General features: G+C 69.3%; 21 protein-coding genes. 11 read left to right on the top strand and 10 right to left on the bottom strand.

Annotation, left to right across the window (positions count from 1 at the left end):
- Positions 1–44 precede the first annotated feature (44 nt).
- Both E8A49_RS13670 and E8A49_RS13665 read right to left on the bottom strand, forming a co-directional pair.
- The gene (locus E8A49_RS13670; RefSeq protein WP_293382097.1) at positions 45–2,348 is read right to left on the bottom strand and encodes a TonB-dependent receptor; all 2,304 of its coding nucleotides are present in this window, start codon (positions 2,346–2,348) and stop codon (positions 45–47) included.
- Positions 2,349–2,490: 142 nt separating this feature from the next.
- Positions 2,491–3,945, bottom strand: a complete 1,455-nt coding sequence (locus E8A49_RS13665; RefSeq protein WP_293382094.1) for an AMP nucleosidase — start codon at positions 3,943–3,945, stop codon at positions 2,491–2,493.
- A gap of 201 nt (positions 3,946–4,146) precedes the next feature.
- On the opposite strand from E8A49_RS13665, the gene E8A49_RS13660 reads away from it, so the two are divergent.
- From E8A49_RS13660 to E8A49_RS13640, 5 genes are all read left to right on the top strand, one after another.
- Entirely contained in the window at positions 4,147–5,406 is a 1,260-nt protein-coding gene (locus tag E8A49_RS13660) for a dicarboxylate/amino acid:cation symporter (protein WP_293382091.1), read from the top strand.
- 93 nt (positions 5,407–5,499) lie between these two features.
- Complete coding sequence (locus E8A49_RS13655; RefSeq protein ID WP_293382088.1) at positions 5,500–6,900, top strand: EAL domain-containing protein; 1,401 nt, start codon at positions 5,500–5,502, stop codon at positions 6,898–6,900.
- 69 nt (positions 6,901–6,969) lie between these two features.
- Positions 6,970–8,142: a CehA/McbA family metallohydrolase gene (locus E8A49_RS13650; protein WP_293382085.1), complete on the top strand. Its 1,173-nt coding sequence runs from the start codon at positions 6,970–6,972 to the stop codon at positions 8,140–8,142.
- A gap of 88 nt (positions 8,143–8,230) precedes the next feature.
- Positions 8,231–10,390 (top strand): family 20 glycosylhydrolase, encoded by a 2,160-nt coding sequence (locus E8A49_RS13645; RefSeq protein WP_293382082.1) that lies wholly within the window; start codon positions 8,231–8,233, stop codon positions 10,388–10,390.
- 61 nt (positions 10,391–10,451) lie between these two features.
- The gene (locus E8A49_RS13640) at positions 10,452–10,820 is read left to right on the top strand and encodes a YccF domain-containing protein (RefSeq protein WP_293382079.1); all 369 of its coding nucleotides are present in this window, start codon (positions 10,452–10,454) and stop codon (positions 10,818–10,820) included.
- A gap of 8 nt (positions 10,821–10,828) precedes the next feature.
- Here E8A49_RS13640 and E8A49_RS13635 read toward each other — a convergent pair whose 3' ends face one another.
- The 4 genes from E8A49_RS13635 to E8A49_RS13620 form a co-directional block, all read right to left on the bottom strand.
- On the bottom strand, positions 10,829–11,578 hold the full coding sequence (locus E8A49_RS13635) for a sensor histidine kinase (RefSeq protein WP_293382076.1): 750 nt from the start codon (positions 11,576–11,578) through the stop codon (positions 10,829–10,831).
- Positions 11,579–11,589: 11 nt separating this feature from the next.
- Positions 11,590–11,814: a hypothetical protein gene (locus E8A49_RS13630; protein ID WP_293382073.1), complete on the bottom strand. Its 225-nt coding sequence runs from the start codon at positions 11,812–11,814 to the stop codon at positions 11,590–11,592.
- Positions 11,811–11,939, bottom strand: a complete 129-nt coding sequence (locus E8A49_RS13625) for a hypothetical protein (protein ID WP_293382070.1) — start codon at positions 11,937–11,939, stop codon at positions 11,811–11,813. The genes E8A49_RS13630 and E8A49_RS13625 overlap by 4 nt, the downstream gene beginning before the upstream one ends.
- A gap of 217 nt (positions 11,940–12,156) precedes the next feature.
- On the bottom strand, positions 12,157–12,291 hold the full coding sequence (locus E8A49_RS13620; RefSeq protein WP_293382067.1) for a hypothetical protein: 135 nt from the start codon (positions 12,289–12,291) through the stop codon (positions 12,157–12,159).
- Positions 12,292–12,396: 105 nt separating this feature from the next.
- On the opposite strand from E8A49_RS13620, the gene E8A49_RS13615 reads away from it, so the two are divergent.
- The 3 genes from E8A49_RS13615 to E8A49_RS13605 all read left to right on the top strand — a co-directional run bounded on the left by E8A49_RS13615 (position 12,397) and on the right by E8A49_RS13605 (position 14,763).
- Entirely contained in the window at positions 12,397–13,032 is a 636-nt protein-coding gene (locus E8A49_RS13615; protein WP_293382064.1) for a flavin reductase family protein, read from the top strand.
- A gap of 132 nt (positions 13,033–13,164) precedes the next feature.
- A complete protein-coding gene (locus E8A49_RS13610; protein WP_293382061.1) occupies positions 13,165–14,070 on the top strand; it encodes a type II CAAX endopeptidase family protein in 906 nt (301 codons plus the stop codon).
- Positions 14,071–14,412: 342 nt separating this feature from the next.
- Complete coding sequence (locus E8A49_RS13605; RefSeq protein ID WP_366928823.1) at positions 14,413–14,763, top strand: GIY-YIG nuclease family protein; 351 nt, start codon at positions 14,413–14,415, stop codon at positions 14,761–14,763.
- A gap of 731 nt (positions 14,764–15,494) precedes the next feature.
- Here the strand turns inward: E8A49_RS13605 and E8A49_RS13600 are convergent.
- Positions 15,495–16,550, bottom strand: a complete 1,056-nt coding sequence (locus tag E8A49_RS13600; protein WP_293382058.1) for a ribonucleotide-diphosphate reductase subunit beta — start codon at positions 16,548–16,550, stop codon at positions 15,495–15,497.
- 127 nt (positions 16,551–16,677) lie between these two features.
- On the opposite strand from E8A49_RS13600, the gene E8A49_RS13595 reads away from it, so the two are divergent.
- A complete protein-coding gene (locus E8A49_RS13595) occupies positions 16,678–17,334 on the top strand; it encodes a glutathione S-transferase family protein (protein ID WP_293382055.1) in 657 nt (218 codons plus the stop codon).
- A gap of 16 nt (positions 17,335–17,350) precedes the next feature.
- On the opposite strand, the gene E8A49_RS13590 is transcribed toward E8A49_RS13595, so the two are convergent.
- Together E8A49_RS13590 and E8A49_RS13585 are read right to left on the bottom strand one after the other, a co-directional pair.
- Positions 17,351–18,235 (bottom strand): lipid A-modifier LpxR family protein, encoded by an 885-nt coding sequence (locus E8A49_RS13590; RefSeq protein ID WP_293382052.1) that lies wholly within the window; start codon positions 18,233–18,235, stop codon positions 17,351–17,353.
- A 268-nt stretch (positions 18,236–18,503) separates the two neighbouring features.
- The gene (locus E8A49_RS13585) at positions 18,504–20,363 is read right to left on the bottom strand and encodes a ribonucleoside-diphosphate reductase subunit alpha (protein WP_293382049.1); all 1,860 of its coding nucleotides are present in this window, start codon (positions 20,361–20,363) and stop codon (positions 18,504–18,506) included.
- 384 nt (positions 20,364–20,747) lie between these two features.
- Here E8A49_RS13585 and E8A49_RS13580 point away from each other — a divergent pair, with 384 nt between their 5' ends.
- A complete protein-coding gene (locus E8A49_RS13580) occupies positions 20,748–21,215 on the top strand; it encodes a VOC family protein (protein WP_293382046.1) in 468 nt (155 codons plus the stop codon).
- 8 nt (positions 21,216–21,223) lie between these two features.
- Positions 21,224–21,874, top strand: a complete 651-nt coding sequence (locus tag E8A49_RS13575) for a VOC family protein (RefSeq protein ID WP_293382043.1) — start codon at positions 21,224–21,226, stop codon at positions 21,872–21,874.
- On the opposite strand, the gene putA is transcribed toward E8A49_RS13575, so the two are convergent.
- Positions 21,864–24,950 (bottom strand): bifunctional proline dehydrogenase/L-glutamate gamma-semialdehyde dehydrogenase PutA, encoded by a 3,087-nt coding sequence (gene putA / locus E8A49_RS13570; RefSeq protein ID WP_293382040.1) that lies wholly within the window; start codon positions 24,948–24,950, stop codon positions 21,864–21,866. The two genes, E8A49_RS13575 and putA, sit on opposite strands and share 11 nt — an antisense overlap.
- Between the last annotated feature and the right edge of the window lie 16 nt (positions 24,951–24,966).

Below are 24,966 nucleotides of genomic sequence, written 5' to 3'. Positions count from 1 at the left end.
CTAGCCGGAATCGCCGGCCGGATCGAGCGCGGCGGGCGCGGCCGCTAGCCGCCGCCCGGTCCCGGGGCGGCCCCGCCGTTCTCGTACTCGAACCCCGGCTCCTTGGCCGCCTTGGCCGAGCCGCCGCCGAAGCGGTAGTCGAGGCGGAAGAACACCGCGCGGAACACTGGGCGCACGATCAGGTCCTGGGTCAGGACCACCGTGTTGATCTTCTGCCGGAAATCGTTCGACGCGAGCAGGTCCTGGCCCGTCAACGTCGCGGTCAGGCGGTCGTTGATCTTGTGCCGCCAGCCCATGTTGAGGGTGAAGCTGGGCTCGTACTCGCCCTGGGTGGCGATGTGGCGGCCCACCTGGATGGCGTTGAACTGGATCATGTCGTTGGGCCGCACCTGCCAGTTCAGGTTCACCCGGCCGCCCACGCCGCCGACGGAGCGGCTGTCGGTGACGACGCCGAGGCCGGCGACGGCGATGTGGTTGACGTAGGGGCTGAGGCTGGCGCTGTAGCTCAGGGTCGAGGTGATCTTGCCGTTGGCGGAGAGGTCCACGCCATAGGCGGTGCTGGTCCCCAGGTTCCCGAAGGTGGTCTCGAACACACCCCCGGCGATCTGGGTCTCGACGTCGGCGAAATCATGGTGGGCGTTGCGGAAGTAGAAGTTGGCCTGCAGGTCCTGGTTCCGGACGTGCTGCTGGTAGCCCACCTCGTAGATCTGCACCTCCTTCACCTTCAGGTTCGGATTGCCGACCTGCACGTCCTGGGGGTCGTCCACCAGCACCAGGGGGTTGAGGAAGAAGCTGGGCGGGCGTTGCACGCGCACGCTGTAGCTGGCGGTGAGCTTCTTCTCGTCGTCCAGCTTGTAGGCCAGGTGCAGGCTCGGATAGGCGCGCTCGTAGTGCTGGCCGTTGCGTTGGCCGGAGGTGAGCTGGTCCAGTGTGAAGTTGACGTCCTCGCCCCGGAGGCCGCCTTGGACGTCCAGGGCGCCGAAGCTGTGCTGGTAGGTGGCGTAGACCGAGTTGACCAGCTGCTCATAGAGGTAGTGGTTGGCGAGGCCGGGCTGCGGCACGAGGGCCGAAGGCGCCGGCCCCATCTCGTCGAGGTAGTTGTTGTCGTTGTCGTCGCGCCGCAGCTCATAGCCGGCCTTCAGCGCCCCGCCCGCCAGCTTCTGGGTGTAGGACGTGATGACTTCCTCGTGGTGGTTGCTGTTGTCGTTCCGCTGCAGCTCCAGCGGGATGGTCTCCACCGGCAGGATGGAGTCCGACGTATAGAGCCGGTGATCGCGCCCCAGGCTCTCGTTGTAGGTCCCGTTCACCGACAGCTCGTGACCCTCGCCGAAGGTGTGCGTCCAGCCGGCGGTGAGGCTGCTGTCGGTCTCCAGGAAGCGCCGCTCGCCCTGCCGGTCGAGGATGCTGTCCGGCGCGCCGTCCACATCGAAGTCGGTGAAGCGGTCGAAGGGATGGCCCTGCACCAGAAGTTCGCTGTAGGTCACCCCGCCGGTGATCTGGTCCTTGGCCTCCGGCGTGTAGGTGACCGACAGGCGCGCCGTGGGGCCGCGGGTGAGGTTGCGGCCGATGCCCTGGTCGTCGCTCTTCAGGAACTCGCCGCTGGCCTCGTCGAGGCCGCCCCGCGCGTCGTCGGTATGTTGCTTGTTGCGCTGATAGTTGCCGGAGAGCGAGGCGGTGACCGCGAGCTTGGAGGAGTTGTAGCCGAGATTGACCCCGCCCCGCTTCAGCCCCGCGGTGGTGGCGGTGAAATAGGCCGAGCCGGTCACCCCGCCGCCGCGGCTCTTCTTGGTGATCAGGTTGATCACCCCGCCGGTGCCCTCCGGGTTCAGCGCCGCCGAGGGGTTGGTGATCACCTCGACGCGTTCGATCTGGTCGGCGGGCAGCTGCTGCAGGGCATCGGCGCGGCCGGCGCCCTCGAACATCGGCGAGGGCTTGCCGTCCACCAGGATGGTGACGTTCTGGTCGCCGCGCAGGGACAGGTTGCCCTGCGGGTCCACCTCCACCGCCGGCAGGTTGCGCAGGGCGTCACCCACCGAGCCGGTGGTGGCCATCAGGTCCTTGCCCAGGGTGTAGCTCTTCTTGTCGATGGAGACCTGCTCCTCGGGCGCCGCGGCGGTGACGGTGACCTCCTCGACGGTCTTCTCCTTCGGCGCCGGTTTGGCGGGCGCAGGCTTGGCGGGCGTGGCCGGAGCATTCGGCGCGCTTGTGGCCGGCGGACCGGCGGCGGGCGTGGCGGCGGCGGGCGCGACGGCTGCGGGCGGCTGAGGCGGCTGTTCGCTCTGCGCGAGGACCGCCGACGGCGCGCCCAGGACCGCCAGTCCCGCCAGCCACAATCCAGACTTCGCCATACGCGCCCCCAAGCAGACCATCCTGCGGCCCGCGGTGGCGCAACTAGGGCTTCACCATGGGATAATTACGCACGTAATCGCGGTTCTGCCGGGCCTGTCAAATTAAGGCTCCGTAACGGTTGCGATCGTTGGCGGCGAGGCGCTAGCGGAAGGGCGGCTCGTCGAAGCTGCGTAGCTTTCGCGAGTGCAGGCGTGGGCCCTCTTCGCGCAGCAGGTCCATGGTCACGAGGCCGATCTGCAGGTGCTGGCCGATGGCGCGGTCGTAGAAGGCGTTGGCCTGGCCGGGCAGCTTGATCTCGCCGTGCAGCGGCTTGTCCGACACGCAGAGCAGGGTCCCGTAGGGCACGCGGAAGCGGTAGCCCTGGGTGGCGATCGTGGCGCTCTCCATGTCGATGGCCACCGCCCGGCTCTGGTTGAACCGAAGCGCGCTGGAGGAATAGCGCAGCTCCCAGTTCCGGTCGTCGGTGGTGACCACTGTGCCGGTGCGCAGGCGCGCCTTCAGCGCTTCGCCGCTCTCGCCGGTGACCATCTCGGCGGCGCGGTGCAGGGCCACCTGCACCTCGGCGATCGGTGGGATCGGGATCTCCGTCGGCAGGGCCTCGTCCAGCACGTGGTCATCGCGCAGGTAGGCGTGCGCCAGCACATAGTCGCCGATGGTCTGGCTGCCGCGCAGGCCGCCGCAATGGCCGATCATCAGCCAGGCCTGCGGCCGCAGGACCGCCAGGTGGTCGCAGATGGTCTTGGCGTTGGAAGGGCCGACGCCGATGTTGACCAGGGTGACGCCCGCGCCGTCCTTGGTCATCAGGTGATAGGCCGGCATCTGGTGCTTGCGCCAGGCGGCGGCCTGGACGACGGCCTCCGGATCCTCGGTCGCGGCGTCGACCACCACGTTGCCCGCCGCCGACAGCGCCGTGTACGGACTGTCCGGGTTCTGGATCTGCTCGCAGCCCCAGCGGACGAACTCGTCCACGTAGCGGATGTAGTTGGTGAAGAGGATGTAGGGCTGGACGTGGGTTGCCGGCGTGCCGGTGTAGTGCGCCAGCCGCGCAAGGGAAAAATCGGTCCGCAGACCGTCGAACAGCGCCAGCGGCTTGGGCGCATCGCCGTCCTGCGCCCAGGCCCCGTCGGCGATCTCGTCGCCGATGAAGGCCAGCTCCGTGGTCGGGAAGTGCCGGGCGATCTCGGCGGAGCCGATGTCGGCGAGCGCCGCGTCGGCCTGGCCGTCCAGCACATAGGGGAACGGCATCTCCTGGCGCGAGCGGCCGACCTCGACCTCGACCTTGAAGTCCTGCATCAGGAGGCTGAGCTGTTCGACCAGGTAGTCGCGGAACAGGGCCGGGCGGGTCACCGTGATCGCATAGTGGCCTGGCGCGCCGATGCGGGCGTAGGCGCGGCCGATGCGCGGGTAGGGCTCGCCGGCGGGCCAGAACAGCCGCAACTCCGGATAGGCGAAGGCGCCGGCGGCGCGCAGGGCGGGGTCGGGCGGCGGTCCGCCGGCCAGGAAGGCCTTCAGCGCCCCCCGCAACGCCTCGACGGTCTCGCGGTATTCGTCCTCCAGCCGGTCCACGATGCCGGCTGCGTCAGTCTTCGATGTCATGCGCCGGCCTTATAGCCCCGCCGAACCGGTTTGGTCCACGAACCACACGAACGACCCCGAGACGGGACGGGCCGCCGCCTACGGGGTTGCCCACGAACTACACGAACAAGAGGCGCGCGCGCCGGCGCGGCGCTGGCGGGATAGACGCCGCCCGGGTTCCCGGCGACAAAGGCGCCGCGTCATTTCCGGGCCGGGGCCTATATGAACCGTCTTTTCTCGATCCTCATCGTCGTGGCCATGGTGCTGGGCGTCGCCGTCGGCTGGGCGGTGAACCAGTACGCCTCGCCCGCGGGCGCCAAGGCAGTCGCCGAGAACCTGTCGATCATCACCGACGTCTTTTTGCGGCTGATCAAGATGATCATCGCGCCCCTGGTGTTCGCCACCCTGGTGTCGGGCATCGCCCAGATGGAGGACGCCTCGACCATCGGGCGCGTAGGCGCCAAGACCCTCGGCTGGTTCATCGCCGCCTCGCTGGTCTCGCTGACCATCGGCCTGATCATGGTCACGATCCTGAAGCCGGGCGCCGGCCTGCACCTGACGGTCCCCAGCGTCCCAGGCGCGAAGGCGGCGGTCGACACCGCGGCCTTCAACCTCAAGGACTTCGTCAGCCACATCTTCCCGAGGTCCATCGCCGAGGCGATGGCCAACAACGAGATCCTGCAGATCGTCATCTTCTCGGTGTTCTTCGGCACCGCGATCTCCGCCCTCGAGGACCGGGCGCCGGCGGTGGTGGCCGTGGTCGAGCAGGTTGCGACGATCATGCTGAAGGTCACCAGCTATGTGATGAAGACCGCGCCCCTGGCGATCTTCGCGGCGCTGGCGGCGACGGTCTCCACCGAGGGCATCGGCGTGCTGGCGACCTACGCCAAGTTCGTCGGCGGCTTCTATGTGTCGCTGGGCCTGCTCTGGGGGCTGTTGATCGCCGCCGTGGTCCTGGTGGTCGGCCGCCGCGCGCTGAAACTGATCCAGGCCGTGCGCGGCCCCGTGCTCCTGGCCTTCTCCACCGCCTCCTCGGAGGCCGCCTATCCGGGCACCCTGCAGGCGCTGGAGCAGTGGGGCGTGTCCAAGCGGGTGGCGAGCTTCGTCCTGCCGCTGGGCTATTCGTTCAACCTCACCGGCACCATGATGTACTGCACCTTCGCGACCCTGTTCGTCGCCCAGGCCTACGGCATCCAGATGAGCCTGGGCCAGCAGATCACCATGCTGCTGCTGCTGATGGTGACCTCCAAGGGCGTCGCCGGCGTGCCGCGGGCCTCGCTGGTGGTGATCAGCGCCACCCTCACCTACTTCCACCTGCCCGAAGCCGGCCTGCTGCTGATCCTGGCGGTGGACAACCTGCTCGACATGGGCCGCTCGGCGACGAATGTGCTGGGCAACTCGGTGGCCGCCGCGGTGGTCGCCAAGTGGGAAAACCAGATCGAGGCGCCACAACCGTCAGATGTGGCCGAGGCTGCGGCATAGAACCTGTTAGCCATGTCGTTTAACGGGGCGTTCGCCCCAGGCGGCCTATCTCAACGGTAGTATTCGTGGCTGGCCCCGAGGCTTCCAACTCCCGTGTCCGACAGTGTCCGAAAGCTTGCCAACCTCGCCGCGCGCGTGGCCGAGCTGGAGTCCGAGCGCGAGCTCACCCTCAGGCTCGCCCAGACGGATTCCCTGACCGGCCTGGTCAACCGCGGCCCCTTCACCTCGGCCTTGTGCGAGCGGCTGGAGGCGGCCCGCGCTGAGGGCGGACGCGTCACCCTGTTCATCGTCGACCTCGACCGCTTCAAGGCGCTCAACGACACCCTGGGACACCACGCCGGCGACCTCTTCCTGGCCGAGGTGGGCGAGCGGCTGCGCTGCGACTGCGCGCCTGGCGAGCTGGTGGCGCGGCTGGGCGGCGATGAGTTCGCCCTGATCGGCGCCGACGTGGACGTCGCCAAGCGCGCCCAGCGGCTGGTCAGCCTGCTCGCCCAGCCGCACACCATCTATGGCCGCGTGGTCTCGCCCGGCGCCTCGGTAGGCGTGGCGGTTTTCCCTGACGACGCCGCCGACGCCGGCGACCTGCAGCGTTTCGCCGACATGGCGCTCTATCGCGTCAAGATGCAGGGCGGACGCCGCTGGTCGGCCTTTGACGCCGAGCTGCGCGCCGAGAACCTGCGCCGCCGCACCCTGGAAGCGGAGCTGCGCCGCGCCATCCCGGCCGGAGAGATCGAGCCCTGGTTCCAGCCGGTGATCGACGCCGCCGACGGCCGCATCGTCGGCGCCGAGGTCCTGGCCCGCTGGCGGCACCCCGAGCAGGGCCTGCTCGCCCCCGCCGCCTTCGTGCCCATCGCCGAGGAGCTGGGCCTGATCGGGCGCATCGACGAGGCGGTGTTCGAGGCCGGCTGCGCGCGGGCCGCGACCTGGGTCGCCGACGGCCTGATCGAGAAGGTCTCGTTCAACGTCTCGCCGCGCGACCTCCTGGATCCGGCCTTCTCGCGCAAGCTGATCGGCCGGCTCGGCCGCACCGCCCTGCCGGCCACGGCGCTGACCATCGAGATCACCGAGACCTTCCTGCTGCAGGACCTGGCGCTGTCGCGGCGGCACATCGAACGGTTGAACGCCAAGGGCGTCTCCGTGGCTCTCGACGACTTCGGCACCGGCTATTCGAACCTGCGCGCGATCATGAACCTGCCGATCCAGACGGTGAAGCTGGACCGCTCGCTGATCGGCGACGTCGCCAAGGAACCGAGGGTGGCCAAGCTGGTGACCTCCATGCTGCAGGCCGCCCGCGCGCTCGGCGTGCGCATCGTCGCCGAGGGCGTCGAGGAGGAGGCCCAGGCCATCTTCCTGCGCGCCGCCGGCTGCGACCGCATGCAGGGCTATTTCTTCGCCCGCCCGATGCCCGCCGCCGCCATGGACGCCGAGCTGCGCGCGCCGCGCGCCGTCGCCCCGGTGACCCGCGAGACGATCGGCCGCCGCGCGCGGAGCTGAGCTCGCGGCCCGCGACGTAAGGCTGTAACAATCCCGCGCAAGGTTGGCGGCTCATCGGGGATTCGACAGATGCGTTCACTGGTCCTGGCCGCCGGCCTGCTGCTCGCGGCCGTTTCGACCGGCGCCGGCGCCGCGCCCTACCAGCCGCCCAAGTCCGTCCCGCCGGTCGCCAGCCTGGCCGACGGGATCTGGCTGAAGGGCGACCTGCACATCCACTCGCGCCACAGCAAGGATTCCAGCAACAACCCGGTGAAGAAGATCGTGGCCTTGGCCGAGGCGGTCCATATGGACTACCTGCTGATCAGCGACCACGACAACCACGTGAACGGCGATGTCGCCCACAACACCTGGACCGACCCGGAGTACGTCTCCAAGTCGGTGCTGCTGCTTTACGGTGCGGAATGGACCACCCACCGCGGCCATGGCACGGCGATCTCGGCGGTCCCCTATGACCACCAGGCGCTCTACGACGTGGCCGACGACCGCGACGTGGCGATCGCCGCCGTCAAGAAGAAGCTCGGCATCCACCTGTCGGCCAACCATCCGGGCACCCACGACGCCTTCGCCTTCTCCTACGACTTCGTGGATTCGGTGGAGTGCTGGAACTCGGCGGTCTGGGCCAACAACGCCATCAACATGCACATCTGGGACGACATGCTGAAGTCGGGCCGCAAGATGCCCTGCCGCGGCGGCAGCGACAGCCACCACGGGGTCCCCGACAGCCCGGAGCTCACCACCCCGCTCAGCTACCAGGCGCCGGAGAACAACGTCGGCACCCCCACCACCTGGGTGTTCGCCAAGGCCCGCACCCGCCAGGCCGTGGTCGACGCGCTGACCAACGGCCGGGTGGCCATCGCCGCCAATCCGTACACGCCGCGCGTGGACTTCACCGCCGACCTCAACGGCGACGGCAAGCCGGACGTGATGCAGGGCGACAACGCCAAGCCCACCGGCCAGCCCGTCGCCTTCCGCGTGGCCCTGGTCGGCCAGACCGACCCCGCCGCCACCTACACCGTCCAGGTGGTCAAGAACGGCGACAAGTTCACCACCCTCACCTTCAGCGGCGCCAAGCCCGAGATCACCTTCACCGACACGCCGTCCGCCACCGCCCGCAGCTACTACCGCGTCGAGGTGCATGGACCGGCGACGCCCTACCCGCAGGTCCCCGGCTCCATGAAGCTGAGCGGCGACATGCTGGGGCTCTCCAACGCCATCTGCTTCAACTTCGACCCGAAGTTCTGAGCCCGGACGATTTCGCGCGGCGCGGATGTCCATCCGGCGGCTGGACAAGCGGGTCCCGCTGCTGGAGCTTGGCCCGGTGGGATCCCTCATGCCCCTTCGCGCCGCGGCCTGGACTCTGGCCGGGCTCCTGGCGCTCGCCGCTGGCGCCGCCCGCGCCGAGCCGGTGCTCATGCCGCAGCCCAAGGCGGTGGCCTATTCGGCCGGCGCCCTGCCGCTCGCCGCGCCCTTCGCCGCGAGGGCCAGCGGCTGCCCGCAGCCACTGATCTCGCACGCCCTGAGCCGCTTCGCCGCCGACATCGCCCGCCAGCGCAGCCTGGCCGAGCCGCAAGGCGCGGGCCCGACGCTCACCGTCCGCTGCCGCAGCGCCGACGCCGGCTACCTGAGCCTGGAGGCCAAGGCAGGCTACCGTCTCGACGTCGACGCCCAGGGCGTGCGGATCGACGCCGACGGCCCGGCCGGCGCGCTGCATGCATTGGCCACCCTGCGCCAGCTCGTCGGCGTCGGGACCGAGCCTGCGAACGCGCCTTTCGTCCGGATCGAGGACGCGCCCCGCTTCGCCTGGCGCGGCGTGATGGTCGACACCGCCCGCCACTTCATGTCGCTGACCGCCCTGAAGCGGCAGGTCGACGCCATGGAGCGGGTGAAGCTCGACGTGCTCCACCTGCACCTCAGCGACAACGAGGGCTTCCGCGTCGAGAGCCTGCGCTATCCCAAGCTGCAGGCGACCCAGCACGGCGAGTTCTACACCCAGGCTGAGATCCGCGAGCTGGTGGCCTACGCCGCCGAACGGGGCGTGCGCATCGTGCCGGAGTTCGACGTCCCGGCCCACACCGGCGCCATCTGCGCGGCCTATCCCGAGATCGCCGCCGCCGGCGACCCCGCCGACGCCTTCGCCGTCTTCGACCGCGCCCTGAACCCGGCGTCCGAGGCGACCTACCGCTTTCTCGACGGCCTGCTGGGCGAGATGGCGGGGCTGTTCCCCGACGCCGACTTCCATGTGGGCGGCGACGAGGTCAGCGACGCGGCATGGTCGCACGAGCCGGCGGTGGCGGCCTTCATGGCGGCCCACGGCCTCAAGAGCCGCGTGGAGATGGAGGCCTATTTCCATAGCCGGGTGCGCGAGATGCTGGCGCGGCGCGGCAAGACCGCGGTCGGCTGGGACGAGATCGCCGCCACGCCGATCCCCAAGACGGTGATCGTCCAGGCCTGGCGCAACGCCAACGCCACCGGCCTGGCGGTCGCCGGCGGCCACCCGACCATCGTCTCGGCGGGTTACTACCTTGACCAGCTGATGCCGGCGGCCAGCCACTATGCGGTCGACCCCGTCGACCTGCAGGGCGACGGCCTGACGTCCGCCGAGGTCGCGCGGCTGCAGACGCTCAGCCCGCTGGCGGGCGGCGCGGCCAGGCCCCTGGAGATCAAGCCCATGCCGCCGCTGACGCCCGAGCAGGAGACGCTGGTGCTGGGCGGCGAGATGGCGCTCTGGAGCGAGTTGGTCACCGACGAGATGCTGGACGCGCGCCTCTGGCCCCGCGCCGCGGCGCTGGCCGAACGGTTCTGGTCGCCGCGCGACGTGCGCGATCCTGACAGCCTCGCGCGCCGGCTGCCGGTGATCGAGGACGAGCTCAACCTGCTCGGGCTCCAGGCCGACGCCAGCCGCGCCCGCATGGCCACGCGCCTCGCCCCCGACGCGCCGGACGCCGTGGCGACCTTCCTGGAGACGGTCGCGCCCAGCCGGTACGCCACCCACAACCAGACCCTGCGCGCCATGCTGGCCGGACAGCGCCATCCGCCGCCGCAGCGCCTGACCGCGCCGGCCGACGCCGCGCCCGTCGACGGCGCGGCCGCCCTGCGCTTCGAGCTGGCGGCCAGGCGGCTGGCGGCCGGCGACAGGGCCGCCCTGCCCGTCCTGCGCGCCCAGCTGCGGATCTGGGCGGCCAACGCGCCCCGCTTCGCCGAGGCGGCCCGGGGCCATCCCGACCTGGAAGCCGCCCTGCCGGTCAACGCCGACGTGGCCGCGCTTTCGGCGGCGGGCCTGGATGCGCTCGACGCCATCGAGCACGGTCAAGCCCTCGGCCCCGGGGCGCGCCAGCAGGCCGCCCCGCTGCTGGCGCGCGCCCTGGCCGAGCATGAGGCGACCAGCCGGCCGGTCTTCGCCTTCCTGGCCAAGCGGCCCCCCGCCGACCTGATCGTCGCCATCGCGCCGGCGGTCGAAATCCTCGTCAAGGCCGCGCAAACCGGCGCCTGAAGGCCGAGATCGACCTCAGCCGCCGGTTGTTGCTACGCTCCAAGCCTCGCCGGAGGGTCCCATGCGCCTGTTGCTCAACGTCCTTTGGTTCATCTTCGGCGGCTGGATCTCCGGCACCTTGTGGATCGTGGCCGGACTGCTCTTCGCCATCACCATCATCGGCCTGCCCTGGACGCCGGCGGCCTTCCGGCTGGCCGGCTTCAGCTACTGGCCGTTCGGCAAGCTGATCGTCGACCGCGACGACGGGCCAACGAGCTGTGTCCTGAACGTCCTGTGGCTGGTGGTCGTGGGCTGGTGGCTGGCGCTGCACCACATCGTCATCGCCGTGGTGCAGGCGATCAGCATCATCGGCATCCCCTTCGCCGTCCAGCATGTAAAGCTGGCGGCCGCCTCGCTGGCGCCGGTGGGCAAGATGGTGGTCGAGGCCTGAGGGATCTCCTAGAGCAGCCCGGCCGCGGCCTCCGCCGCGCCGGGATCGAGGCTGAAGGTGATCCTCGCCGTCAGGCCGGAGCTGCGGAAATCCAGCTCGGCCGCGCCGCCGAGGTCGCGGGCCAGCCGCGAGATCAGCACCGAGCCCGCGCCGGTGCGCTTGGGCCCGGTGACCGGGACGGGAGAGGTCTCCACCCAGTCGATCAGCCCGCCGTCCGGCCCGCGCACGCAGCGGATCGCGAGAACCCCGCCGGGGCCGGAGAGCGCGCCATACTTCGCCGCGTTGGTGGCCAGTTCGTGGATCAAGAGGCTGAGGCTGAGCGCCGCATCGGGATCGATGCCCATAGGCTCGCAATCCAGCGTCACCGCGCCGCCGCCGCTGCGGTAGGGCTCCAGCTCGGTCTCCAGGGCGGCGCGCACGTCGATGGCCTGGACCTGGCCGCGCAGCAAAAGGCTGTTGGTGCGGGCCATGGCCTGGACCCGGTCGCCGAAAGCGACCTGGAACTCCTCGGTGGTCGAGACCGAGCGCGCGGTCAGCCGGGCCAGGGCCAGGACAATGGCCAGGGTGTTCTGCACGCGATGGTGCAGCTCGTCGGAGAGCACCGCATGGCGGTCGCTGACGCCCCCGGGCGGAAGGCCCAGGGTCGGCGCAATGACCGGCGCGAGGTCCGCAAAGGCGTCGACAATCGTGCGGTCCTGGGCGGACGAGGCGCTGGCGCCGGGCGGCGCATGTTCACTTGAGGGTTTGCCGCGGATCATCCGCAGGCGCCCTATTGGCCGCCGCTCAAGGGATCGGGCAGTGGCGCGCGCCGGCCGTGCAGGCGCTCCAGGATCTGGCGCAAACGATCGCCTTCCGCCGTGAGGCTGGTGACGTCGGACTGCAGGTCGACGATCCGCTGGCGCAGATAGAGGTTCTCGCGCCGCAGCTCCACGAGGCCAGCGACGTCTTGGCCGCCCATATTCTGGCCGACTGCGGCGCCGGCCTCGCCAGTCATCGCGGAACCCAGAGGACCAGGCCAATCACCGCCAGGACCAGGAGGACGCCCATCCACAGCGGCACGTTGCGCGGCGACAGGAACGGGGTGGGCGGGAACTCGCCGTCGCCGGGGGCGCGGCTCACGACCGGCGCCGGGCCGCGGCGGGCTTAAGGACCGCGACAAAGGGAACGACGAGGGCGAACACGACGCAGAGCGCGGCGGCCACGAACAGAATGGGCATGGATTGTCTCGAGGAGCGCCGCATCGGGAAGGCTCGACCGCTTGTCTGGCGGCACACGCCCGACGGCGCTTCCCTCTACATGGTGACGCTGTCGCCGAATTGCGAGTCTATTCGCGGTTTTATGAGGCCCCGTGCACGGACGCCACCGCCGACAGGACGGTTACCACCACGACGGCGATGACCGCGGCCAGGATGCCGCCCCCCGGGGCGGCGTAACGCTCGAAGCGGGAAACGAAATTGTCGTTGCGGTACATGAGCGCGCCTCCTGGCATGCAGGCCCCCCGAGCTGCCAAACGCGTGGATCGCGCGCGGGATGCATGGCGCTATCGCGACGCCCGCCGAGGCCCTAAATCTCGCCCATGGCCGACGAGAACGCCCACTACTATGAGCCCAAGGCCGGCCACGGCCTGCGGCATGACCCGTTCAACGCCGTGGTGGGCCCGCGGCCGATCGGCTGGATCTCCTCCATCGGCCCGGACGGGGTCCATAACCTCGCGCCCTACAGCTTCTTCAACGCCTTCAACTACACGCCGCCGCTGATCGGCTTCGCCTCCATGGGCCGCAAGGACAGCGTCGCCAACATCGAGGCGGCGGGCGAATTCTGCTGGAACCTGGCCACCAAGGCCCTGGCCGAACCCATGAACCTCACCTCCGCCCCGGCGCCGCTGGAGGTCGACGAGTTCGCGCTGGCCGGCCTCACCGCCGCGCCGGGCCGCAAGGTCAAGGCCCCGCGCGTGCTGGAAAGCCCGGTCAACTTCGAATGCGTGCTGGCCCAGGTGATCCAGTTGCAAGGCGCCGACGGGATCAAGGTCGACGCCTGGCTGGTGTTGGGCGAGGTGGTGGCTGTCCACATCGACAAGGCCCTGATCCGCGACGGCGTCTACCAGACTGCCGAGGCCCACCCTATCCTGCGCGCCGGCCGGATGGGCGACTACGCCGAGATCCGCCCCGACGCCATGTTCGAGATGCGCCGGCCGGGTTGGCCGATCGGATAGGCGTCGCCCGCGCGCGACGCCAGTTCGATCTTCATCGAAACATCGCCTGGCTGGCGGGCGCCATGTTCGCCGTCTACGCTGGCGCGGCGGCTTGAGAAGGGGGAGCGTGTGGAAAACGGTCGTGGGAGCGCCGTGCCGGGATCGTCGCGCGCCTGGAGCGCGCCGGCCTCGATCCTGATCGGCTTTGTCTACATTGCGGGCTACGGCGTCCTCTACCTGGGAGCCACCATGCTCTCGGCCCTGGCGCTGCCGCGTCTGGCGCCCGGCGCGCCGAAGTGGGCGTTCTCCGTCTCCCACGGGGTGCTGTGGATCGCCAGCGTGGCCTTGGTCACCTGGCTGATGCGCAGCAAGCTGAACCGCAGGCCCTGGGCCGGCATGGCCACGCCGCTGCCGCCGACGCTCGGACGCTTTCCGCTGGGCTTCGTCGCCGGCGCGGCCCTGCTGCTCGCGGTGTTCGCCGTCCAATTCGGGCTGGGCTGGCTGCGGGTGACCGGGATCGACAGCCTGTCCATGGCCTGGCCGCGCGCCGCGCTGGGCCTGTTCCCCTCGCTGGGCGTGGGTTTCTGCGAGGAGATCGCCTTCCGCGGCTACATCCTCCAGACCCTGGGCGAGCGCATGCCGGCCTGGGCCGCCGTGCTGCTGACCGCCCTGATCTTCGCCCTGTTCCACTTCACCCTGGGCGGCTTCGGCCCGGGGTTCGTGGTGACGGTCATGGGCCTCAGCCTGGTCTTCACGATCCTGCGGTTCGCCACCGGCTCGCTGTGGTTCCCGATGGGCCTCCACGCGGCCTGGGACTGGACGCAGACCTTCCTGGTCGGCGTCGGCAACGTCGGGGCGCGCCCGGGCCACGACCCGGCCCTGGTCCACGTCGCCCAGGGCGGCCCGGGCCTGTGGGTCGGCCAGGCCCCCTCCATCGAAGGCGGCCTGATCTACGCGCTTGCCGCCGCCGCCGCGCTCGCCGCCGCCTGGGCCTACGCCGCCGCCCGCGGCCGCCTGCCCCGCTGGGGACTGCCGCTGCGGCCGGACGGGACGCAGTAGAGCCGCCCGCCGGGAACCGCCATGGCGCTGGAGGATTAAGAGCGGCGCCTAGGCTTTGGAGAAGAGCGATGCGCGGGTTGATTATTGTAGCCAGTTTGGCGGCGTCGGTTCTGCTGGCCGCCTGTGGAACCACCCATGAAAAGACGGTCGTGATCACGCCGCCCGCCGGCTCCACGACGGTTGTCCACGACGGGGTCGTTGAGTCGCACTAAGCAATGGATGCAGCCGGCGCCCGGCTGGCGGATGAGCTGATCAAGCCCGCAGAGGTGCTTCGCGTCCGGCGTGGCCCGGGCGCGGGCCATCTGCGTTTGCTGCTTGAAGTTTAGAACAAAAAGTGAACAAATGACCATCCGTCTTCGCATGGAAGCGAAGACCCGGGTGCTTTTGTTCAGGGGACGGATCATGTCCTTCTACGTCTACATCCTGGCCAGCCGCCGCAACGGGACGCTCTACATCGGACAGACCCTGCCCCGCCGCGCGCTGGAGCACCGCGACCATGTCCGGCCCAGCTTTACCGAACGATACGGCGTCACCCAGTTGGTCCACTACGAGACCTTCGAAACCCGCGACGCCGCCCGCGCAGGGGAGCGGGCGATGAAGCACTGGCGCAGGCTCTGGAAGCTCGAGCTCATCGAACGCTTCAATCCCGCCTGGCGCGACCTCTATGAGGACCTCGAACCCACGATCCGCTGAACGGGCGTACGCTGCGGACGCGGGTTCTGCGAGAGGAGCTTTAGGAAAGCAGAAAAGCCGAAATTTGGCATTGATACCCCCAACATCATTCATGATTTAGGTAGTATTCGACGAGATTGGCGGAAGGGTCTGAGTGAAGTATTCCCTCAGACCCCCGCAAACTAGCGGCTGCCGTGAGGCGTGCGCTTCACCGGCACCCACGTAGAGCCGGGGCTCGTCGTGGGCGGAAACCGGGTGCGTTCCGGAACCGTGGCGAAGTTATCGTGTTTGCCGCCGCGCGGCCCTTGTTCTTGGAAGATGCCGCCGTTGCGGCCCGAATTAGATCCAGGGGCTTTACCCATGATGGAATCTTTCTCTGTGTTGTTAACAGGAAAGACGCCTTCAGCTTGATCGTTGGGATTGCCTCTTCGGCAGGTAGCCGTAGGCTGCAAATATCAACGCATGCGAAAGCGTCGTTGAGAGGAGGGAGGGAGCGGCCTAGTTCCCAAAACGATGACCGCTTCCCCCTCCGGTTCCTTCCTCGGCTGCGCCGCGAGCCTCCGAAAGGGATGTCAGAACCAAATTCTGACCTTTTCAAATTTCGCCTGTTTTATCTCCTTCAGAAACGAACTCGCTCGGCCGCCTCTATTCGAGGCTCCGATTCCTTAGCCACGACAAGTACCCACCACCAACCGCCCACAGACAACCTAACTTGGCCTGTGGACAATGCGTTGGCGATTTGTGGATAACTCCTACTCCGCCGGCATCCCCGCAGCGCCCGCCGCCCGCTTGGCCTGCATCTGATCGAACGCCGCCCACACGCCCTCGCCGCCCTGCCACTGACCGCGCGTCGCGGCCTTCGAGTACTCCGTGCTGCGGGCCTCGAAGAAGTTCGCGTGCTCCACGCCGCTCAGCATGGATTGCAGCCAGGGCAGCGGGTTTTCCTTCACGCCATAGACCTCCGGCAGGGCCAGCTGGCGCAGGCGCCAATCGGCGATGAAGCGGATGTATTTCTTGATGTCGTCGGGCGTCATGCCCTCGATCTCGCCGGCCTCGAAGGCCAGGTCGATGAACTTGTCCTCCAGGCCCACCACCGTCTTGCAGCAATCGACGATGTCGTCGGCGACGGCCTTGGTCACCGCCCCGGTCTCGGCGTTGAAGGCGTGGTAGACCTTGACGATCCCCTCGCAGTGCAGGCTCTCGTCGCGGACGCTCCAGCTGACGATCTGGCCCATGCCCTTCATCTTGTTGTGGCGCGGGAAGTTCATCAGCATGGCGAAGCTGGCGAACAGCTGCAGCCCCTCGGTGAAGCCGCCGAACATGGCGAGCGTGCGGGCGATGTCGGCGTGGGTGTCGACGCCGAACTGCTGCATGTAGTCGTGCTTGTCGCGCATGGCCTGGTAATCGAGGAAGGCCGTGAACTCGCTGTCCGGCATGCCGATCGTCTCCAGGAGGAGCGCGTAGGCGGCGATGTGGATCGTCTCCATGTTGGAGAAGGCCGCCAGCATCATCTTCACCTCGGTGGGTTTGAAGACGCGGGCGTAGCGTTCCATGTAGTTGTCGTTCACCTCGACGTCGGACTGGGTGAAGAAGCGAAAGATCTGGGTCAGCAGGTTGCGCTCGCCGTCGTTGAGCTTGGCCGCCCAGTCCTTGCAGTCCTCGCCCAGCGGCACCTCCTCCGGCATCCAGTGGACCTGCTGCTGGCGCTTCCACAGGTCATAGGCCCAGGGATAGCGGAACGGCTTGTAGGCCGCCGACGGGGTCAGGAGGCCCGGCAGGGTCTGGAAGGTGGAGGCGCTGGCGGTCATCGGTGCGGCTCGGCTACGAATCAAATTGGGTTAAGAAACGGTACACCACTAATGGGGCCCGTCAGGGGGCCAACCTCTAGATGCTGTGCACTGTTCCGTGAGGCATGTGGATGAAATGGGGACGCCGATGGGCGATGGCTATGTGGTCTATGGCGCGCCGGGGACTGGCTCGGTCCCGGTTGAAGCGGCGCTGACCCTGCTGCGCGAGCCCTATCGGATGGTTGAGCGGGCCACCTGGCGGGAGGTCGCGGTCAGCGCGGAAATGGCGCGGATCAATCCCATGCGCCAGGTTCCGGCGCTGGTCCTGCCCTCCGGCGAGCTGATGACCGAGAGCGCCGCGATCCTGATCCACCTGGCCGACAGCCATCCGGGGTCGGGCTTGGCGCCTGGGCTGGACTCATCCTTGCGGCCGCGGTTCCTGCGCTGGATGGCCTTCATCGCCGCCCAGGTCTACGCGCTCTACTGGATCCGCGACGAGCCCAGCCGGCTGGCGGCGGACCCGGCGCACGAGGCGGTGCTGCGCGAGCGGACGGCGCAGCGCATCCTCGACTGCTGGCGGATCATGGGCGATGGGCTGACGCCGGCCGGCCGCTTCCTGCTGGGCGATGAGATCGGCGTGCTGGACCTCTACCTGGCGATGGTCTCACGCTGGGGCCCGCGGCGGAAGGGCTTCTACGCCGCAGCGCCCGGCCTGGCCCCGGCGGTGCGCGCCGCCGACGCCGAGCCGAGGCTCGCCGCCCTGTGGGCCGCCCGCGCGCCGTTCGTGGAAGGCTGGGAGGGCTGAGTCGGCCTGGGCCGGCTCAGTGCGGCCGGATCTGGAACGAGAAGGCCACCATGGAGTCCGGCCGGGGATCGACGCCCCAGAGGATGCTCTGGGCGCCCTTCACGTCGCGGTGGATGTAGCCGAACGAGGTCTGCACGTCCCCCTTGCGCCAGCCGACGCCCACCTGGGTGTCGCCGATCAGGGTCGAGGTCTGGTCGGTGGTGACGCCGGCGCGGTCCCAGCCCTGCTCGCCGTGCAGCATGTTGTAGCCGACGGCGCGGCCGCTGGCGGCGGCGAACAGGTACCAGCGGCCCTTGTCGCCGAAGCCGTCGCCGTCGCGCACGCCCATGGCGTTCAGCCGCTCCTTGATCGCGGCGTCCTTCTGCATCAGCCGCAGCGTCGCCCCGGCCTCGGCCGAGCCGCCCAGGTTGGTCATGCCGACGCCGGCGTGCGGGGTGACCTCAATGCCGAAGCCGCCGCCGTCGTAGGCCAGGGCCGCGGGCCAGTCGCGGGTCAAGGCCACCTCATAGGCGCTGGCGTCGTACTGGCCGTGGCTGATGTTGAGCGGCAGGCCGCCCGGCGTGCGCAGCGTCCCGCCGATGCTGATCCGCAGCGAATCCACCGCGCCGGCCGAGCTCGTCGGCAGCTGGGTCGCGCCGGTCATCCAGCGCACCAGGCCCACGCCGGGGTCGTAGTTCTCGTGGTTGATGAGGTCGCTGATCGGGTCGACCGAGCTGGACGCAGTGCGGGGCGCGAAGGCCGCGCCGTTGAGCAGCGCCTCGGTCGCGACTTGGTCGTCGGAACCGGCGGCCGGAAGCTGGATCGACAGCGGCGCCGTGTTCGAAAAGCTCTGGGTTTGGTCCGAATGGGTCTGGGCCCCGGCGGTGCTCGCCGCGGCGCAGGTCACGACAGTGGCTAACATCGCCAGCGGCCGCATCGTCCCGTCTCTCCCCACCCCGCAGCCCCGCTGCGGACGTTTGCGATCTCTCGAGAGCGAAAGTCGCAAACTGGATTGCGGTTCCCGAACAAAGCCTAGGCACGAGCCCTAAGCTTGCGCGAGTCAATTGTGGACGTGCAAAAGCCGTGCCGCGGGGGCGCCAAATCTTGATACAGACGCGCTCGCCGCCGAAACGCCGCCTCAAAGACGCCGTTGCGACCAGAACCGCCGGACAGAATCTACCGGGCGGCGCCTATTGGCAGGCGAGGCATTCCTCATAGTCGGTCTTGGCCATGCCCGACATGTCGACCTGGGCGATAGCTTCGCCGCCGGCGTGCGAGGCCCGCTGCACCGACTTCGAGCGCAGGTAGTAGAGCGACTTGCAACCGCGCTCCCACGCCTGGAAGTGCAGCATGTGCAGGTCCCACTTCTCGACGTTCCCGGGCAGGAACAGGTTCACCGACTGCGACTGGCAGATGTCCGGCGTGCGGTCGGCGGCCAGTTCGATGACCCACCGCTGGTCGATCTCGAAGGCGGTCTTGTAGACGTCCTTCTCGTCCTGACTGAGGAAGTCCAGATGCTGGACCGAGCCCTCGTTCTCCAGGATCGAGTCCCAGACCTCCGAGGTGTTCCGGCCCTTTTCCTCGAGCAAGCGCTCCAGGTAGGGGCTCTTCACCGCGAAGGTGCCGCTGAGCGTCTTGTGGCTGTAGATGTTGGCCGGGATCGGCTCGATGCCGGCGCTGGTGCCGCCGCAGATGATCGAGATCGAGGCGGTCGGCGCGATGGCCAGCTTGTGGGAAAAGCGCTCCATCATGCCGCGCTCCTCGGCGTCCGGGCAGGGACCGCGCTCGGCGGCGAGCGCGCGCGAAGCGGCGTCGCATTGGCGGCGCAGGGTCTTGAAGAGCCGCATGTTCCAGCTCTTGGCCAGCGCGCTCTCGAACGGCACGTTCTGCTGCTGCAGGAAGGTGTGGAAGCCCATCAGGCCCAGGCCCACCGAGCGTTCGCGCTTGGCGGCGTAGACGGCGTTGGCCATCTCCGGCGGGGCGCGGAGGATGAAGTCCTCCAGCACGTTGTCGAGGAAGCGCATGACGTCCTCGATGAAGGTCGGATGGTCGCGCCACTCCAGGAAGGTCTCGGCGTTCACCGACGACAGGCAGCAGACCGCGGTGCGCTCCTTGCCCAGGTGGTCCTTGCCGGTGTGCAGCACGATCTCGGAGCATAGGTTCGACTGGCGCACCGACAGGCCGAGCTCGCGCTGATGCTGCGGCATGGAGCGGTTCACGGTGTCGGAGAAGATCAGGTAGGGCTCGCCGGTCTGCAGGCGGATCTCGAGGATCTTCTGCCACAGGGACCGCGCGTCGACCTCGCGGACGATCTCCTGGGTCTTGGGCGAGCGCAGGCCGAACATGGCCCCGTCGCGCACGGCTTCCATGAACTCGTCGGTGACGGCGATGCCGTGGTGCAGGTTGAGGCTCTTGCGGTTGAAGTCGCCGGAGGGTTTGCGGATCTCCAGGAACTCCTCGATCTCCGGGTGGTGGATGTCGAGGTAGACGGCGGCCGAGCCGCGGCGCAGGGACCCCTGGCTGATCGCCAGCGTCAGCGAGTCCATCACCCGGATGAAAGGGATGATGCCGCTGGTCTGGCCGGCGCCCTTCACCTTCTCGCCGATGGAGCGGACGTTGCCCCAATAGGTGCCGATGCCGCCGCCGTTGGAGGCCAGGTGCACGTTCTCGTTCCAGACGCTCTGGATACCTTCCAGGCTGTCGGGCACGGCGTTGAGGAAGCAGGAGATCGGCAGGCCGCGGCCCGCCCCGCCGTTCGACAGCACCGGGGTAGAGGGCATGAACCACAGCTTCGAGATGTAGTCATAAACCCGTTGCGCGTGGTCAGCATCGTCGGCGTAGGCGGTGGCGACTCGGGCGAACATGTCCTGATAGCTCTCGCCGGCCAGCAGGTAGCGGTCTTCGAGCGTGGTCTTACCGAAATCGGTCAGCAGCGCGTCGCGCGACCGGTCGACCTCGACCTTCCGGACGAGGGTGAGCTGCGGGCGTTCGGCGCGGTCCACAACCCGTTCAATCGCCTCGGCAATCCCAACTTTCGCCGCTTCACTCATTGTCCCTGACCCATGCCCCTATTGAACGCTCTTCGGAAGAGAAAGTGTTCAACGCCCCTACATGTTGTGTGGCGACACGCCCGACAACCCACATATGGGGCACTGGTCCTAATGACTCGTCAATGAGGACGGCCCTTCGGCCCCCAGCTTTTTTCGTAAACCGGGGGTTAACGGAAGGTCTCGCCCCTCGGCAGATCAACCACTTGGCTCACGTCGCCGCACCCCCCGCTCACGAGAGTGTGACCGGCGAACCGTCCAATCCCCATATCGCCGGTATGAGCAATCCCGTCGGCGTCAAACAAGGCCCGATCCCCTTTCCGTCCGTCGGGTAGGGAAATTCCGGCGCCGGAGGCCTAGCCTTAAGGTCGGCAGCTGGAGATGCGCATGAACCGCCACGGGATCGCGACCGCCCTGATATTGTCTGTCCTGTTGCCCCGTGCGAGCGCCGGCGTGGCCAGCGAGGCGGCCGGGCCGCTGACCGACGTCCAGCTGATGCAGATCACCTTGCCGGCGAAGGACCTCGACCGCTCCATTGCATTCTACCAGGGCGTCCTCGGCGTCCGGCTGCTGTTCCGGGTCCCAGGCGCCGCCTTCCTCGACGCGGGCGGCGTCCGCCTGCGGCTGGAGCGGAGCGACGCCCACGCGCCCACCGGGGCGGTGGAGCTCTACTTCAGCGATCCAGGCCTGGCGCGCGCCAAGCCGCTCGCGGACCGCGGCGTCCGCTTCCTCGGGCCGCCGGAGACGGTGCAGCATCTGGCCACGACGGACGTCCAGCTCCTGGAGTTCACCGACCCAGACGGCAACGCCCTGGCGCTCATGGGCGAGGCGCCGAAAGCGGCGAATCCTCACTAGCATCCGGTATGACCGCCCGAAGGTCCCGCGGTCGCCCGCCGCACGCCGACGTCCTGACCCCCGCCGAGTGGCGGGTGGTCGAAGCCGTCCGCCACGGCATGAGCAACCCGCAAATCGCCCGCCGCCAGGGCGTGAGCCTGGACGCGGTGAAGTTCCATGTGGCCAACGCCCTGCTCAAGCTGGGCCTGCCCACCCGGGCTGAGCTGCGCCGCTGGGACGGCGTCTGGAGCGGCAGTGCGCTCCAACGCGAGCCGACGGAGGGCGCCGGTGACGTCACGGTCGGCCCGCTCGCGCAGATCGCCCGCACCGTCGCCGATATCGAGGCCGCCAAGGCCTGGTACCGGGAGATCCTCGGCCTGGACCTGCTCTACGCCTTCCCGGGCATGGCGTTCTTCCGGCTGGGCGAGACACGGCTCTACCTGCAGGAGACCGCCAAGGCCGCCGGCGAATCGATCCTCTACTTCCGCGTGGAGGATATCCACGCCGCCTGCCGCGAACTGGAGGCGCGCGGTGTCCGCTTCGTCAGCGCGCCGCACATGATCTATCGCCACCCGGACGGGGCGGAGGACTGGATGGCCGTGTTCCGCGACAACGAGGATCGGCCTCTGGCGCTGATGCGCCACGCGCCGCCGCCCGCCGACCCCACGATCAGGGATTGAGGTTGAGCAGGGCCGGGTCGCCGCCTTGCGCGGCGATGTTGACGCTGACCGCGCGTTCCACCGCATAGCGCAGGAGGGCGTTGGGGCCGCCAGCCTTTGGTCCGGTGCCGGACAGGCCCTCGCCGCCGAACGGCTGGACGCCCACCACCGCGCCGATCATCGAGCGGTTGACGTAGGCGTTGCCCGCCGGGACCGCGGCGCGGACCTCCTCGGCGAAGGCCTCGATGCGGCTGTGGACGCCGAGCGTCAGGCCATAGCCGGCGGCGGCCAGCGGCGCGGCGGCGGCCTCCAGCTTGCCGGCGTCGTAGCGGACCACGTGCAGGATCGGTCCGAACACCTCCTTTTGCAGGAAGGCGGCGGACGGGATTTCCGCCAGGACCGGACCGAAGAAGTGGCCCCCGTCCGGAGCCGCCAGTTCGTGCAGCACCTTCGCCTCCGCCCCCAAACGGTCGCGGTGCTTGGCCAGGGCGGCGCGGGCGTCCTCGTCGATGACCGGACCGACGTCCGTACGCGGATCGGCAGGGTCGCCGACCACCAGGGCGTCCATGGCGCCGGCCAGGCCCTCGATCAGCAGGTCGGCGGTGTCGTGCGGCAGGAACAGCATGCGGAGCGCCGAGCATCGCTGGCCGGTGGACCCGAAGGCCGACATCAGCACGTCGTCGATCACCTGTTCGCGCAGCGCCGTGGTGTCCACGAACATGGCGTTAAGGCCGCCGGTCTCGGCGATGAACGGCACGATAGGCCCATTGCGCGCCGCCAGCGTCCGGTTGATCGCCCAGGCCGTCTCCGTGCCGCCGGTGAAGGCGACGCCGGCGCAGGACGAATGCGCCACCAGCGCCTGGCCGATGGTCGCGCCGTCGCCGGGCAAGAGGTGCAGCAGGTCAGGGTTGAGACCCGCCGTGTGATAGAGGCGGACAGCTTCGGCGGCGATCAGCGGGGTCTGCTCGGCCGGCTTGGCCAGCACCGCGTTGCCGGCCGCCAGGGCCGCTGCGATCTGGCCGGTGAAGATGGCCAGCGGGAAGTTCCAGGGGCTGATGCAGGCGAAGACGCCGCGGCCGTGCAGGGACAGCTGGTTGGTCTCGCCCACCGGCCCGCGCAGGGTCTCCGGATGGGCGAACTGCCGCTCGGCCAGCATGGCGTAGTAGCGGCAGAAATCGGCGGCCTCGCGCACCTCGGCGATCCCGTCGGCAAGCGTCTTGCCGGCCTCGCGCGCGCAGATGGCGATCAGCCGCTCGCGGTTGGCTTCGAGCGCGTCGGCCATGGCGCGCAGGATCGGCGCGCGGCCCTCGCCGCCTAGGGCGTTCCAGGCGGGTTGGGCCTTGGCGGCCAGGGCGTAGGCGGCGTCGACATCGGCGCTCGTGGCGTCGGCGGCCTGGCCCACGGTGCGCGTAAGGTCGGACGGTGAAACCCGCGGCGTGGCGGCGCCCTTACCGGACTTGCCGCCGACGATGGGGCCGGCGGAGAGCGGCGGCAGGTCGGCGATGGCCTTGGCCAGGCTCTCATGCGTGGCGGCGGTGGAGAGATCCAGCCCCGTCGAGTTCTTCCGCCCCGGACCATAGAGGTCGACCGGCAGCGGGATACGCGGATGCGGCGCGCCGCCGGCGGCCTCCACCACGGAGATCGGGTCGGAGACCACCTTCTCCACCGGGGTGCGTTCGTCCAGCAGGGCGTGCACGAACGAGGTGTTGGCGCCGTTCTCCAGCAGGCGGCGGACCAGGTAGGGCAACAGGTCCTCGTGGCTGCCGACAGGTGCGTAGACCCGCAGTGGGAAGTCGCCGTAGCGGTCGCGGGCGCCGGCGTAGAGCGCCTCGCCCATGCCGTGCAGGCGCTGGAACTCCGGCGCCAGCCCGGCCTGCTGTGCCATCAGGCGCACGGCGGCCAACGTATGGGCGTTGTGGGTGGCGAACTGGCCGTAGAGCGCCGGCGCGGCGCCCAAGAGCGTGCGGGCGCAGACCAGATAGGACAGGTCCGTGGCCGCCTTGGTGGTGTAGACGGGATAGCCCGGCAGGCCCGCCACCTGGGCGCGCTTGATCTCCGAGTCCCAATAGGCGCCCTTGACCAGCCGCACCATCAGCCGCCGGCCGCTGGACCGGGCTATGCCGGCCACCGCCTCGATCGTCTGTGGGCTGCGCTTCTGGTAGGCCTGTACGGCCAGGCCCAGGCCCGTCCACGTTCCGAGCTCCGGCTCGTTGGCCAGCCGATCGAGGATCTCCAGCGAGATCACCAGCCGGTCGGCCTCCTCGGCGTCGAGGGTCAGGTTGATGTTGGCCTTGGCCGCCAACGCCGAGAGCCGCTTCACCCGCGGATAGAGCTCGCCCCAGACGCGGTCGGGCTGGCGGGCCTCATAGCGCGGCGACAGCGCCGAGAGCTTCACCGAGACCCCGTGGCCGGCTTCGGGGCCGTGATCGCCGGCGTGCTGGCCCACCACCCCGATCGCCGCGGCATAGGCGGCCTCATAGCGGTCGGCGTCGGCCCCGGTGCGCGCGCCCTCGCCCAGCATGTCGAAGGAGCAGACGAAGCCGTCCTGGGCGGCGCGCCTGATCGCCTTGGCGATGGTGGCGCCCAGCACGAACTGCTCGCCCATGATCTTCACCGCCGCGCCCACCGCCCGGCGGATCACCGGCTCGCCGAGCCGCCCGGCCAGCCGGCGGATGAAGCCCGACAGGTCGGCGCGCGCCTCCTCGTCTGGGTCGATCAGCTTGCCGGTGAGCATCAGGCTCCAGGTCGAGGCGTTGACCAGCAGGCTGTCCGAGGCGCCGGCATGGCTCGCCCAGTCGGCCGAGGCGATCTTCTCGGCGATCAGCTTGTCGCGGGTGTCCTCGTCCGGGGTGCGCAGCAGGGCCTCGGCCAGGCACATCAGCGCCAGGCCCTCGCGGGTCGAGAGGCTGAACTCCTGCAGGAAGCTTTCCACCACGCCCTGCTTGCGGGCGCTGCGGCGCGCGGCGCGCACCAGGGCGGTTGCCTCCTGGATCACCGCCTCGCGGTCCTCCGGACCTAAGGGCTTGGCGGCCAGGGCCGCGGTGGCGGCCTGGCGCTCATCGGTGAATTTTGCGGAATCCAGCTGATCGAAAGGCATGTTCGTCCCGTGCGTT

The organism is Phenylobacterium sp. (genome assembly GCF_004799515.1).
Classification (GTDB): Bacteria; Pseudomonadota; Alphaproteobacteria; order Caulobacterales; family Caulobacteraceae; genus Phenylobacterium.
This window is presented reverse-complemented; position numbering and strand designations above follow the sequence as displayed.

Bases quoted from the DNA above. Each gene is read 5' to 3' on its own strand.
- E8A49_RS13660 (WP_293382091.1), top strand. From the start codon at position 4,147: ATGAACCGTCTTTTCTCGATCCTCATCGTCGTGGCCATGGTGCTGGGC.
- E8A49_RS13605 (WP_366928823.1), top strand. From the start codon at position 14,413: ATGACCATCCGTCTTCGCATGGAAGCGAAGACCCGGGTGCTTTTGTTC.
- E8A49_RS13595 (WP_293382055.1), top strand. From the start codon at position 16,678: ATGGGCGATGGCTATGTGGTCTATGGCGCGCCGGGGACTGGCTCGGTC.
- E8A49_RS13645 (WP_293382082.1), top strand. From the start codon at position 8,231: ATGCCCCTTCGCGCCGCGGCCTGGACTCTGGCCGGGCTCCTGGCGCTC.
- E8A49_RS13630 (WP_293382073.1), bottom strand. From the start codon at position 11,814: ATGACTGGCGAGGCCGGCGCCGCAGTCGGCCAGAATATGGGCGGCCAA.
- putA (WP_293382040.1), bottom strand. From the start codon at position 24,950: ATGCCTTTCGATCAGCTGGATTCCGCAAAATTCACCGATGAGCGCCAG.
- E8A49_RS13635 (WP_293382076.1), bottom strand. From the start codon at position 11,578: ATGATCCGCGGCAAACCCTCAAGTGAACATGCGCCGCCCGGCGCCAGC.
- E8A49_RS13620 (WP_293382067.1), bottom strand. From the start codon at position 12,291: ATGTACCGCAACGACAATTTCGTTTCCCGCTTCGAGCGTTACGCCGCC.
- E8A49_RS13600 (WP_293382058.1), bottom strand. From the start codon at position 16,550: ATGACCGCCAGCGCCTCCACCTTCCAGACCCTGCCGGGCCTCCTGACC.
- E8A49_RS13640 (WP_293382079.1), top strand. From the start codon at position 10,452: ATGCGCCTGTTGCTCAACGTCCTTTGGTTCATCTTCGGCGGCTGGATC.
- E8A49_RS13615 (WP_293382064.1), top strand. From the start codon at position 12,397: ATGGCCGACGAGAACGCCCACTACTATGAGCCCAAGGCCGGCCACGGC.
- E8A49_RS13670 (WP_293382097.1), bottom strand. From the start codon at position 2,348: ATGGCGAAGTCTGGATTGTGGCTGGCGGGACTGGCGGTCCTGGGCGCG.
- E8A49_RS13650 (WP_293382085.1), top strand. From the start codon at position 6,970: ATGCGTTCACTGGTCCTGGCCGCCGGCCTGCTGCTCGCGGCCGTTTCG.
- E8A49_RS13590 (WP_293382052.1), bottom strand. From the start codon at position 18,235: ATGTTAGCCACTGTCGTGACCTGCGCCGCGGCGAGCACCGCCGGGGCC.
- E8A49_RS13585 (WP_293382049.1), bottom strand. From the start codon at position 20,363: ATGAGTGAAGCGGCGAAAGTTGGGATTGCCGAGGCGATTGAACGGGTT.
- E8A49_RS13665 (WP_293382094.1), bottom strand. From the start codon at position 3,945: ATGACATCGAAGACTGACGCAGCCGGCATCGTGGACCGGCTGGAGGAC.
- E8A49_RS13580 (WP_293382046.1), top strand. From the start codon at position 20,748: ATGAACCGCCACGGGATCGCGACCGCCCTGATATTGTCTGTCCTGTTG.
- E8A49_RS13575 (WP_293382043.1), top strand. From the start codon at position 21,224: ATGACCGCCCGAAGGTCCCGCGGTCGCCCGCCGCACGCCGACGTCCTG.